Raw genomic sequence first — 11752 nt, 5'->3', positions numbered from 1 at the left:
GAGCATTTATTGAGCAGGCACAGGCGTCTCAGCTTCACGCTGCGCTTTGAGGCGTTCGGCTTTGGCTTCGACCTGTTTGACGATGTGCTCGACCATATCGGCGTTAGAGAGCTTATGGTCAGGGCGGCCTGAGACATACATCATGCCGCTTTCCTTGCCTCCCCCAGTGAACCCGAGATCTGTCATGGCCGCTTCGCCCGGCCCGTTAACGACGCAGCCAATGATCGACAGGGTGATTGGCTCAGCAATATGCGCAAGACGCTCTTCCAGGGTCTGTACCGTTGCGATCACGTCAAACCCTTGTCGCGAGCAAGATGGGCAGGAAATGATGTTGACGCCACGTGTGCGTAGGCCGAGGGATTTGAGCATATCAAAGCCAACTTTGACCTCTTCAACCGGGTCCGCCGACAGAGATACCCGGATTGTATCGCCAATCCCCATCCACAGCAGATTGCCCATGCCGATAGAGGATTTCACTGTCCCTGTGCGCTGTGCCCCCGCTTCAGTGATCCCAAGATGGAGTGGGGCATCTGTCGCCTCAGCGAGTTGTTGATAGGCCGCGACAGCAAGGAACATATCGCTGGCTTTGACGCTGATCTTATAGTCGTGAAAATCGAGATCATCGAGAATGCGGGCATGATCCAGCGCGCTTTCTACCATCGCGTCCGGACAGGGCTCGCCATATTTCTCCAGAAGGTGGCGTTCCAGGCTGCCGCCATTCACGCCGATGCGAATCGCACACCCATTATTGCGCGCGGCGCTGACCACCTCTTTGACCCGGTCTGGAGAGCCGATATTGCCGGGATTGATGCGCAGGCAGGCGGCACCACCTTCCGCGGCTTCAATCCCCCGTCGATAATGGAAATGGATGTCGGCAACGATGGGTACGGGTGAAGCGCTCGTGATTGCTTTCATGGCCGCAGTTGAATCTTCATCTGGGCAGGAGACGCGGACAATATCTGCGCCTGCATCAGCGGCTGCACGGATTTGTGTCAGTGTTGCCTCAACGTCTGGGGTCGGCGTATTGGTCATCGTTTGCACACTGATCGGGGCATCACCGCCCACGGGCACTGTGCCAACCATGATCTGGCGGCATTTCCTGCGTTCAATGTTACGCCAAGGGCGAATGGGGTTGTGGGTCATCGCTGGCCTCTACGCTGGCAGATTGCCCTCATGTGGTTCCTGAATGCGGCAAGGTAAAGGCTGTATGGCGTCGCAGCCCTGACTTCTGTGAAATTTCATCCATTCATTCAACAAGGCGGAAAACAAACCCTGCTATTGGTCTCTGTATCGAAATCGGCATGTTCCAAGGGGACTTCATGACTATACCCGTTCCAGGATTGCTCGCGCCGCGCCTTCACTCTGGGGTGAAACGCTGGGCAGATGACAAGCGTGGGATTGCGGCTGTGGAATTTGCCCTGATTGCCACGCCCTTCTTTTTCCTGCTGTTTGGTCTGTTGGAAGTCTGCGTTCTGTTCATCATGTCATCGATCCTCGAGCATGGCGTGAACGAAGCAGCACGCAGCATTCGAACGGGTGAGATGCAGCAGAACGGGTTTGGTCAGGATGCGTTCAAGGCTGCCATCTGTGCAGAACTCTTCGATCTGCTCGATTGTGATGACAAGCTACAACTTGACGTTACTACTTTCAGTAGTTTTGCGGGAACAGGTAACCCTAGCCCGCTGGACGGGGATGGCAATCTCGATAGCGATTCCTTCGGCTTTGATCCAGGTGGCGCGAATGATATTGTGGTCGTTCGGGTTTTCTATGAGTGGGACCTGATTACCCCTATTATGACAGCGCCTCTGTCGAATATGAGTGGTGATCGACATCTGCTCCAGGCAACAGCCGCTTTCCGTAACGAACCTTTCGGAGATTGAGGCATGACTTGTTTCAAAAAACTGTTCCGATGGCGACGTATTCGCTCTCTACCAAAGGCCCAAAAAGGGGTTTCAGCGGTTGAGTTTGCCCTGATTGCGCCGCTTATGCTGCTTATGTATGCAGGCTGCGTTGAACTCTCCTTCATGATGCAGCTTGATCGTAAAGTGACCACATCGGCTGCAACACTCGGTGACCTCACAGCCCGTGCTGATGTTGTAACGAATGATGACCTTGATGATATTCTTGAGGCGAGCCGGATGATCTTCCAACCGAATGACATCACTGTTGCCCGGATGCGGATCTCAAGCTTGAAGGAAGATAGCGGCAAAGTTATTGTTGATTGGAGTGATGGGTGTAATCTGACTCCATATTCAGATGATCAGGAAATGACCGTGCCAGCGAACTTGGTTCCGGTTGGCGGGTCGGTTATTTTGGCTGAAATCGAGTATGATTACCGATCAGTGATTGGCGGCTTCTTTACAAGTGGACAGACCCTGAATGATCGGTTCTACCTGCGACCTCGTCGTGTCGACCTTGTCGTGCGTCAGAGAGACGGCGCCTTTAGTTGCAAGCATACAGCTCCATAGGCTTTACGCAGGAGATATCTAGGCTTCAGGTTGCCGTTTTCATGTGTTCGGGGGTCTTGTCGGCTTTGACGGTCAGAAGGACCAAGAGCCCGATCAAAAATAATAATCCAACAAATGAGAAGCCCATTCTCTGATCATTGAAGTGCTCCGTCATAACCCGCACAAGCAATGGTCCCATCCAGACCGTGACACTGCCTGCCATGGCATAGAAGCCAAAGAACTCGCCAATCTTCTCAGGCGGGGATATGTGCACCAGCATGTATCGGCTGGACGAAATACAAGCCACAATTGCGATTGCCGCTGGGACGATCATCAGAAAATAGAAAATGTCAGCGAGGCTGGTGAAAAAGCCGGTCCCCAAACCTGTCCAGACTTCGTGTCCGGCTGGGATCAGACCAAACAGGATGGTCTCCTGTGTCACTGAAATCTGAATCGTCAGAATGATGCAGATGGCGGTGAGTTCAATGATAAGCGCTCGTTTGGGGCCAAACCAGCCATCAAGTTTGCCGCCGACCAAACCGCCAACAGCGCCAATCAAAGAGCCGGTAATGCCATAGACGAGGACCTCACTTTGCGACCATTGCAGAACGCCAGCCACATAAACCCCGCCAAGCACAAGCAGGACAGCAATACCGTCGGCATAAATCATACGCGCGAGCAGAAATTTCATCACCTGAGGGGATTCCTTGAACTTCTTCACGATGAAGACAAACACATTCATTGGCAGCGACCAGAGAATGTTCAGCACTGGTGGTCCACCCCACAGCCTAAGCGAGGGAGGCGTGAATGTGTGCGCAACGGCCTTAGACCAACTACCCATGGCGCCTTTGTGATCGGGCAGGAAAAGAAAGAAGGGGGCGATGAAAACAGCCAGCCATATGGCCACAACAGGCCCTGAAATGGATCCGACGCCACCGGGAATGTCCTTGAACATTGGCATAAACTCATTGGCGAGCAGCAAGCCAATCAGCATCAATACCCCGGCAATATTCCCCATGAACAGGCCGAGTCCGGAAATCATCGGAAGGGCTTTTGGGGCGCCGGCGGCTGGAAGCATGGCATTGTGCAATAGCTCACAGACAGTGTAGCTGCAGTAGCCAATCACCATCAGGGTCATGCCGTAAACGACGACATTATCCACCCCGGGTTTGACCCAGCCTAACCCCATGGCGCAAAGACCCAGAATCAATAGGGCCGCAAACACGAAGCCCTTCTTGCTGCCGCCTTTGTCAACGATGATACCGAGGATTGGCGCGCTTATGGCCATGATATAGCCAGCGATCTCAACGACACGTGCAACAGCCGCTTGTCCCTCTGCGCCACCCCCCATGATAACCTGTGAGAAGTAGGTCGCGAAAACATATATAACGATGACATTGTAGTAAGGATTTCTGGCCCACTCAAAGATTGCCCAGCCAAATCCTTTCAAACCGAATGCACCACCTGTGCCGGAAGCTGTTTGCACGCCATCTGCCTCGGTCGATTTTGCTAACTCGGACTCGTCAGCCGAAACAGGTATTTGCGCCATGTATAATGCCTCCCAAGGGTGATCTTTTGTCACCTGATTGGAAAACTCTAACTATCTTGGCGCGCTTGGGAAGGCTTTCCCCTGCGTTGCGTAGCTGCTGCGACACAGGATCGGCTTGACCGGGCCAGAACTCACGATATGAGAACGATAAACGAGTTTCGGAGACCTAAAATGGCATCTGACGAATATGTCCGCGGGGAAATGCCCGTTGAGCCGCAAAAGAATATGTATGACGCCTTCATGAAGGCCAGCATGTGGGGCGCTGTGATCCTGTTGATGAGTGTCGGGCATGCCGTCCTGACCCTGTCTCTTGACATGAACTGGCTGGTTTCACTGGTTCTGTCTGCAGGCTTCGGCTTGGTTGTTGGCCTGTTCATGGGGTTCGGCACGGCTTGGATCGCGACGGTTGTCGTGCTTGCGGCCCTGGCTGTCTTTGTTCAGCTTCTGGTTTTCCTGGGCGGCGCTGTCTTTTAGCAGGACCTGAGATATCTAAAGCAAACGGTCACTCATTTGAGTGGCCGTTTTTGTTTGGGATGAAGGGATCAAATCAATCCTTGTTCGGCTGCGGTGTCGTGCGCAGATAGGGTTTGATCTCCGTATGCCCTTTCGGGAACAGGCGGGCGATCTCCTCAGGGTCAGTTACACTTGGGACGATGATCACATCTTCCCCGTCTTGCCAGTTTACCGGGGTCGCGACTTTGTAATTGTCGGTCAGTTGTAGGCTGTCGAGCAGGCGCAGGATTTCATCAAAGTTGCGCCCTGCGGATGGCGGGTAAATGATGGAAGCCCGGATCTTTTTGTTTGGGTCGATCACATAGACCGCGCGAACTGTAACCTTCGCGTCCGCGTTGGGGTGGATCATATTGTACAGCGTTGCGACCTTCTTCTCTGGGTCGCCGATGATGGGGAATTGGACACTCGCCCCTTGTGTCTCTTCAATATCGCTGATCCATTTCTGGTGCTCATCAACCGTATCGACAGAGATCACGATCGCCTTGGCGTTGCGGGCGCTGAGCTGATCTTTCAGTTTGGCAGTGTAACCAAGTTCGGTTGTGCAAACGGGGGTGAAGTCGGCTGGGTGAGAGAAGAAGATCGTCCAGTCATCTCCGATCCAGTCGTGAAAGCGAATGCGGCCTTCGGTTGTGTCGGCTTCAAAGTCCGGGGCTGTGTCACCGAGTAACAGGCTCATTGTCGTCTCCATCCGGTCTGGTGTTTTTGCTTGATTGCTGAACAAAAATGGGACCTATGGCGCTAACAGCCAACGGGCATTGCCTGACAGGCACGTTTAGTTTTCCTCCACCCAGCAAAGGATTGCTGATGAACCGTCTTATTCTGATGCGCCATGCCAAGACTGAAGCCTGGACGGAAGGGTTGGATGATCACGGACGGGCTTTGACCGATCAGGGGCACCGGGCGGCTGAAACGGTCGGCTTGGCCCTGAAGGCGCAAAGCTGGCGGCCTGAGCGCGCGATTGTTTCCACCGCGCGGCGCACGCGGGAAACATGGGCGCATATGGCGGGCCTGTTTCCTGAGTGCGAGGTCCAGTTTGATGAGAGCCTCTATTTGGCTGGGGAGCGAGGTATCGCGGACCTGATCAGTGAGCAGGATGGCGCCGGATGCCTAATGGTTATTGGGCATAATCCCGGTTTGCATGATCTTGCTGTATCTATCATGCGCGACTCCGGCAGCGCAGATCACCAGGCGGCGATAAGGCTGGCGGCAAAAATGCCAACGGGCGGATGTGCCCTCTATGAAAGTGAAGAGGACGGCGCATTCCTGCCCGTCCACTTTCGTTTGCAGGCTTTTATCCGGCCTAAGGATCTTACGGACACGACCGACCTTACCGGATCGCGCGGCGGCTAAAACGCTTGCGGCGACGCTCGATCAGACTTGGGCGATCGATTTTTGTCGCTTGTTGGCCGCGATAGTCGACAACGATCACAACGTCTTCATCATAAGAGCTTGAGATCGCGAGAGGGGCAAACCCTTCAATAGAAGAGGTTTCAGGAGCTAGGGAGGAAAGCGCAGACATGTTTGTCCTTTCTTGTTGTTATTGAGCTCGGTTGCCCGAGGTCGGTGGGCTTATGCCTCTGTCCGACACAATCTATCTAGCAAGGAGGTTATCGTTTTTCAATAAGAAAATTGTTGTTTTTCGATAAATAATTTTTCAGATATAGCTACACGCGGTGTCGCTATTACGCAGAGCGCGCCTGCCTTTTGCGCCACTCAGAGCAGTATTTCATCTCATTTCAGACCTTTTCCCACTTCTTTCGCCATGAAAATGGTTGCTGACAGACGGGGCAAACTTTCTCCGGTAAGTTGGATTTCGTGATTTTGTGGGGTTTCTTGCGCGGCATGGTCTTAGCAGTTTGGGGTAGGCTGTAGGCTTTGATTGGATTTGGTAGCGCTCGCCTTAGCTCTGTTCCCAGATGATGTCGTGAGGATGTGAGAATGGCAATCGCCGTGATTGGGGCCGGGATGGCGGGGTTAAGCGCCGCGCAGGAATTGCTGAGTGCTGGCAAAGAAGTACGCCTCTTCGATAAAGGGCGCGGGCCGGGCGGTCGAATGTCGACACGGTGGGTTGAGCTGAATGGCCAGCAAGTCCGCTTTGACCATGGCGCGCAATATCTGACAGCGCGGTCTGATCAGTTTCAGTCTGTGCTTGAGGGATGGGTTGAATCTGGCGTCGCGGCTGAATGGCAGGCTCAAATCGTCGATCTTGATCATCACGGGCAGGCCAAACCGCGCCCTAAGCAAAAGCGCTATGTTGGTACCCCGGGCATGAATGGCATTATCCGCCATCTCGCATCTGACTTGGATGTGAAATGGGGAATGCGGGTCATCGATATCCAAAAAACATCAGGGCAATGGCGACTGGTGTTCGAGGATGGGCGGGCCGAAGATGGATTTGAGGCGGTGATCCTCGCCATTCCGGCCGAGCAGCTTCCACCGCTCACCAGACAGTGTGCACCTGAAATCGCAAAGGTTGCTGAGCGCATACAATCAGAACCATGCTGGACAACGCTCGCCGTGTTCAAAGATCGCGTTCCTGCCGAATGGCAGGCTGCCCGCACATCTGAAGGCGCTGTTGCGTGGATAGCCAATAATGCCAGCAAGCCCCAAAGGGGTGATTTTGAAGCCTGGGTGCTGCAAGCGTCTGCAAATTGGTCACGGACGCATCTTGAGGACGATAAGGACGCGATAACTGACGCATGCTTGCGGCGTTTTGCGATCTGACGGGTGCTGGAGCTGTTTTGTTTGCAAGTGCCCATAGATGGCGATATGCGCAGGTTCATTCCCCCGCCCCAGACCCTTGCTATTGGAAGCAAGAGCTTAGCCTTGGTGTGGTTGGAGACTGGTGCTCTGGTCCCAAGGTTGAAGATGCATGGCTTAGCGGTCGCGCCTTAGCCACAAGAATGCTGACGGCCTAATTCAGCGAGATTCAATCTAAGGTTTCTTGTGGCGTCTGACTGTTTCTCGCAGCCTGAAAGTTATGGGGACGCAGATCGTAAAAGGCCGCGTGGGGGCACTTCAACAGATTCAAGTTGAAGGTGCGAATACTCAATACACGGCAATACGGGATAAAGAGAAACTAAGTGATATTACATCACTGCCGCTCGATTTATCCAGCGTCGTGGGTGTCTCGCAGGCTCAAAAAAACTTCTTCAATCGCACAATGGCTGTCTTGGGGGTGAGTGGTTTAATCTTGCCGGAATTGTTGTTCTGGGGGTTCAGCTATGCGTTCTGGGCACTTTTCGCGGCATTTGTATTGTGGCGCTTCATACTCTTGCTCTCCGGTCTATGGGTTTTTGGGACCCGAAGAGACCCTTTGAAGGGGTTGGATAGTCATAACTTACCCACCTACACCGTTATGGTGGCAGTGTATAAAGAAGCCCCTGTCATGCCCCAACTTGCGCGCGCTATGGGCAAACTGAACTGGCCAATGGATAAGCTTGATATCATCATTCTGCTGGAAGCTGATGATGAGGTAACACTCCAAGCAGCCTTGAAGGCTGGCTTCCCCGCTGGAACCCGCTTGCTGATTTTGCCAGATGGTATCCCGAAAACCAAACCACGGGCTTTGAACTATGGATTGCGACGGGCAAGAGGCGAATTCGTTTGCATTTATGATGCGGAGGACCGCCCCCATCCTGACCAGTTAAAAGAGGCGTTCGCGGTATTCCAGAAAAGTGATGCCAGGCTCGCCTGCGTTCAGGCGCCCCTTTATGGAACCGGGGCAAATCGGTCGCTGATCTCAGCTCATTGGTGCCTGGAATATGCAGTCCACTTTCAGTATCTGATCCCGGCTCTCTCAGCCCTAAAGGCTCCAATTCCACTGGGCGGGACAAGCAATCATTTTCGGGCTAGCCGATTGCGTGATGCTGGGGGTTGGGATGCTTGGAATGTCACAGAAGATGCTGACCTCGGCCTGAGGTTTGCACGATTGGGATGGCGTATTGGCATTATTAAGCGTGGGACTTGGGAGGAAGCGCCGCGCGCGTTTAGCGTTTGGTACAAGCAGCGTAGCCGCTGGATCAAAGGTTTCATGCAAACCTGGTTTGTTCTGATGCGCCACCCCATCACAGTGTTGCGTCAGATGGGGTGGTGGAAGTTTACCGCCCTCCAGCTCACGCTGGGCAGCGCGATACTCGCCCCGATCGTGCATGGCCCCTTCTTTCTGTTTGTGTTGCTCTGTATTTTAAGTCCTGAATTATCGGTTGGGCGCACGGGCTGGACACTTATGATTGCGGGCTACTGTGTCACGCTGATCGGTGACCTCGGCGCGCCGGGTGTCCCTCTTCACGGCCGGATCAGAGCGGCTTTGACGCGTCCACTATATTGGCCTCTGCATAGTCTGGCGGCCATGCTCGCAGTGTATGAACTTGTTGTGCGTCCGCATTACTGGGCTAAGACACCGCATGAGGCGAGCGAAGAGGACCCATCTGCATGCTTAACTGGCTGATCAGCATCGGATTGATGATCTGCATAGGGGGCTTGGGGATTTATGCGCATAGTAAGCTCGGAACCGTCCGCAAAAAAGACCAGCGTCCGCATCAGGTGCCTTGGGGGCTTGTGATGGTTGGCTGCGTGTTCCTGTTGTTCCTGATCGTTGTGCACATGATGAATCTGATCGGCGTTGAGACCGGGCCTGAGCATGGCATGTTTGGGCGATTTTAAGCAAAGCTGTCACTCAAAGCAGACTTTGGAAATTGGCCCCTAGCATGTGGAGAACGGAAAAATTGTCCGCGAAGAATTCTCCTATCCTGTCGGCGAATAGCCACGCTCTCCCAGCGTCATGGTTGGCTGACCCAAAAGCTTAGGCTTATTCTAGGACTTAGATCGTCAAAAAAGCGCGCCGCATTGAGCGTGTGAACTCATGGGAGACCGATATGGCTTTTGATGCCCCGGAAGAGCTTGAAGCCTTCCGCACGGAAGTGCGGACCTGGCTTGAGGAAAACTGTCCGCCTTCGATGCGGACACCGATGCCTGATGATGAGATTGTCTGGGGGGGCAAGCGCGAGCCGTTTAAGAATCCTGACTCCAAAGCCTGGCTGGAACGCATGGGCGAGAAGGGCTGGACCGCGCCTGAATGGCCTGCCGAGTATGGTGGGGGCGGTTTGACCAAGGCGCAGGCAAAGGTCCTGCAGCAGGAATTGCGCCGGATCAAAGCGCGACCAGCCTTGTTCTCGTTCGGGCTCTGGATGTTTGGCCCAGCTTTGCTTGAGTTCGGCAATGAGGAACAGAAGAAGCGGTTCATTCCAGACATCGTCAAAGGTAAAACCCGCTGGTGTCAGGGCTATTCGGAGCCAGGGGCAGGTTCTGATCTCGCGGGCCTGCAAACCAAGTGTGAAGACAAAGGCGACCACTGGCTGATTAATGGTCAGAAGGTCTGGACGTCTTATGCTGATCAAGCGGACTGGATTTTCTGCCTCGTGCGGACCGATAACACCGTCAAGCATGAGGGGATCAGCTTTCTGGTCTTTGATATGACCACGCCTGGGGTTGAGGCGCGGCCAATCAAATTGATTTCAGGCTCTTCGCCTTTCTGTGAAACCTTCTTCACTGATGTGAAAGTGCCCAAGGATCAGTTGGTCGGGAAGCTCAATGCGGGCTGGACGATTGCTAAACGCTTGCTGCAGTTTGAGCGTTCTTCCATCTCTGCTGGTGGGTTTGGCGGAACCGGTGGTTCGGGCATCCTGTCGCCACAGGAATATGCCAAACAGCATGTTGGCCTCGATGAAAGCGGACGTGTTGCCGATGGCGATTTGCGCGCACGGATCACCGATCATTTGATGTACGCCAAGGCGTTTAGCCTGACGGTTCAGCGCTCAACCGAACAGGCCAAGGCCGGGCAAGAGGTGGGTCATACAGCCTCCATTCTGAAATATGCTGCGGCTAAGATGAACCAGGACAAATGCGAGCTTCTGGTGGAAGCGCTTGGGACTGATGGCTTGGGTTGGGATGGTGATGGCTTTGCCGAAGATGCCAAGAAAGCCACACGCGGTTGGTTGCGGTCCAAAGGGAACTCAATCGAAGGCGGTACAAGCGAGATTAATCTGAACGTGATTGCCAAACGCGTTCTGGGCCTGCGGGAGCATCAATAATGAGTTTTGTTCTTTCTGAAGACCAGCAAATGCTGCGCGATACGGCCGAAGCTTTCGCCCGGGATGAGCTTGCTGTCAGCCATTTACGGGGCCTGCGCGATAGTGGTGCCAATGGGGTTGATCCGGAAACGCGTCAAAAGCTTGCTGAGCTTGGCTTTTTCGGCGTCTTGATCCCGGAAGAGTATGGCGGGGTTGGCATGGGCATGGTGGCCATGGGTCAGATCATGGAAATGCAGGGCCGCACAATTGCCACCACGCCGCTGTTGCAAACGGCTGTGCTTGGCGCGAGCCTGATCACCATGGCGGGGTCTGAGGCGCAAAAATCAGAGTGGTTGCCAAAAGTGGCCTCTGGTGAAGTGACGCTGGCGCTCGCGCTGGATGAGGGCACCCACCATGCGCCGCTGAATATTTCGACCCAAGCCGAAAGCGATGGGCAGGGTTATACGCTGAATGGCGCAAAACGCTTTGTCACTGATGGGCAGCATGCCGACATGTTCCTGATTGTCGCACGGACTTTCGGCGAAGCCGGTCAAAGTCATGGCTTGAGCTTGTTCCTGGTCCCGCGTGATGCGGGCGGCTTGAGCATTCAAACACTCAATACGGTTGATAGTCATGGCGCCGCTCACCTCTCACTTGAGGACGTGCACGTACCGGAGATCCACCTTATTGGGGCTGCCGATGCGGCGTGGGAAACACTCGAACCTGCGCTTGATCGTGGGCGTATGGCGCTGGCAGCAGAAATGCTGGGATCATCACAGGCAGCGTTTGAGATGACCTTGGAATATCTCCAGACGCGTAAACAGTTTGGTCAGTTGATCGGATCGTTTCAGTCCATGCAGCACCGGGCCGCCAAGATGTTTACCGACCTTGAGATGACCAGGTCTTGTGTCACAGCAGCTCTGTCTGGGGTTGACGAGAACCGTAATGATCTGGCGGAACTGGCAAGCCTCGCCAAGGCCCGGGCTTCTGAACTGGTTCATCTGGTCAGCAATGAGACTGTGCAAATGCATGGTGGCATCGGCATGACTGATGATCACGATAGTGGCCTTTACATGAAACGCGCCCGCGTTCAGGAAGCATTGCTCGGCGGGGCGAGCTATCATCGGGATCGCTATGCACGGTTGAACGGCTTTTAAATTAGTATCTCGGTT

General features: G+C 54.1%; 14 protein-coding genes. 9 read left to right on the top strand and 5 right to left on the bottom strand.

Annotated features, from left to right (window positions below; genetic code table 11):
* Positions 1-6: 6 nt before the first annotated feature.
* The gene (ispG, locus tag RYZ27_RS13140; protein ID WP_406679978.1) at positions 7-1143 is read right to left on the bottom strand and encodes a flavodoxin-dependent (E)-4-hydroxy-3-methylbut-2-enyl-diphosphate synthase; all 1137 of its coding nucleotides are present in this window, start codon (positions 1141-1143) and stop codon (positions 7-9) included.
* A gap of 176 nt (positions 1144-1319) precedes the next feature.
* On the opposite strand from ispG, the gene RYZ27_RS13135 reads away from it, so the two are divergent.
* On the top strand, positions 1320-1880 hold the full coding sequence (locus RYZ27_RS13135; RefSeq protein ID WP_406679977.1) for a TadE/TadG family type IV pilus assembly protein: 561 nt from the start codon (positions 1320-1322) through the stop codon (positions 1878-1880).
* A 3-nt stretch (positions 1881-1883) separates the two neighbouring features.
* Positions 1884-2468, top strand: coding sequence for a TadE/TadG family type IV pilus assembly protein (locus tag RYZ27_RS13130; RefSeq protein ID WP_406679976.1), 585 nt, complete (start codon positions 1884-1886; stop codon positions 2466-2468).
* 25 nt (positions 2469-2493) lie between these two features.
* Here RYZ27_RS13130 and RYZ27_RS13125 read toward each other — a convergent pair whose 3' ends face one another.
* Positions 2494-3996 (bottom strand): MFS transporter, encoded by a 1503-nt coding sequence (locus tag RYZ27_RS13125; RefSeq protein ID WP_406679974.1) that lies wholly within the window; start codon positions 3994-3996, stop codon positions 2494-2496.
* A 171-nt stretch (positions 3997-4167) separates the two neighbouring features.
* On the opposite strand from RYZ27_RS13125, the gene RYZ27_RS13120 reads away from it, so the two are divergent.
* Positions 4168-4470 (top strand): aa3-type cytochrome c oxidase subunit IV, encoded by a 303-nt coding sequence (locus tag RYZ27_RS13120; RefSeq protein ID WP_406679973.1) that lies wholly within the window; start codon positions 4168-4170, stop codon positions 4468-4470.
* 73 nt (positions 4471-4543) lie between these two features.
* On the opposite strand, the gene RYZ27_RS13115 is transcribed toward RYZ27_RS13120, so the two are convergent.
* A complete protein-coding gene (locus tag RYZ27_RS13115) occupies positions 4544-5185 on the bottom strand; it encodes a peroxiredoxin (RefSeq protein ID WP_406679972.1) in 642 nt (213 codons plus the stop codon).
* A gap of 128 nt (positions 5186-5313) precedes the next feature.
* Between RYZ27_RS13115 and RYZ27_RS13110 the strand changes: the two genes are divergently transcribed.
* Positions 5314-5859: a SixA phosphatase family protein gene (locus RYZ27_RS13110; RefSeq protein WP_406679971.1), complete on the top strand. Its 546-nt coding sequence runs from the start codon at positions 5314-5316 to the stop codon at positions 5857-5859.
* Here the strand turns inward: RYZ27_RS13110 and RYZ27_RS13105 are convergent.
* Both RYZ27_RS13105 and RYZ27_RS13100 read right to left on the bottom strand, forming a co-directional pair.
* Positions 5837-6028, bottom strand: coding sequence for a hypothetical protein (locus RYZ27_RS13105; protein ID WP_406679970.1), 192 nt, complete (start codon positions 6026-6028; stop codon positions 5837-5839). The genes RYZ27_RS13110 and RYZ27_RS13105 overlap by 23 nt on opposite strands.
* Before the next feature lie 217 nt (positions 6029-6245).
* Complete coding sequence (locus tag RYZ27_RS13100; protein ID WP_406679969.1) at positions 6246-6353, bottom strand: DUF2256 domain-containing protein; 108 nt, start codon at positions 6351-6353, stop codon at positions 6246-6248.
* Between the two features lie 94 nt (positions 6354-6447).
* Between RYZ27_RS13100 and RYZ27_RS13095 the strand changes: the two genes are divergently transcribed.
* From RYZ27_RS13095 to RYZ27_RS13075, 5 genes are all read left to right on the top strand, one after another.
* Positions 6448-7233, top strand: coding sequence for an NAD(P)/FAD-dependent oxidoreductase (locus RYZ27_RS13095; protein ID WP_406679968.1), 786 nt, complete (start codon positions 6448-6450; stop codon positions 7231-7233).
* 664 nt (positions 7234-7897) lie between these two features.
* On the top strand, positions 7898-8959 hold the full coding sequence (locus RYZ27_RS13090) for a glycosyltransferase family 2 protein (RefSeq protein WP_406679967.1): 1062 nt from the start codon (positions 7898-7900) through the stop codon (positions 8957-8959).
* Positions 8944-9174 carry a hypothetical protein gene (locus RYZ27_RS13085; protein ID WP_406679966.1) on the top strand — a complete coding sequence of 77 codons (231 nt, stop codon included), beginning with the start codon at positions 8944-8946 and terminating at the stop codon, positions 9172-9174. The genes RYZ27_RS13090 and RYZ27_RS13085 overlap by 16 nt, the downstream gene beginning before the upstream one ends.
* Positions 9175-9386: 212 nt before the next feature.
* On the top strand, positions 9387-10601 hold the full coding sequence (locus RYZ27_RS13080) for an acyl-CoA dehydrogenase family protein (protein WP_406679965.1): 1215 nt from the start codon (positions 9387-9389) through the stop codon (positions 10599-10601).
* Complete coding sequence (locus RYZ27_RS13075) at positions 10601-11737, top strand: acyl-CoA dehydrogenase family protein (protein ID WP_406679964.1); 1137 nt, start codon at positions 10601-10603, stop codon at positions 11735-11737. Before RYZ27_RS13080 ends, RYZ27_RS13075 begins: the two co-directional genes overlap by 1 nt.
* The last annotated feature ends 15 nt before the right edge of the window (positions 11738-11752 follow it).

Origin of the sequence: Hyphomonas sp. FCG-A18 (genome assembly GCF_045287255.1) — a bacterium.
Taxonomy (GTDB): domain Bacteria; phylum Pseudomonadota; class Alphaproteobacteria; order Caulobacterales; family Hyphomonadaceae; genus Henriciella.
Note: the sequence above shows the minus strand (reverse complement) of the source record. Positions and strands in the feature narration are given on the sequence as shown.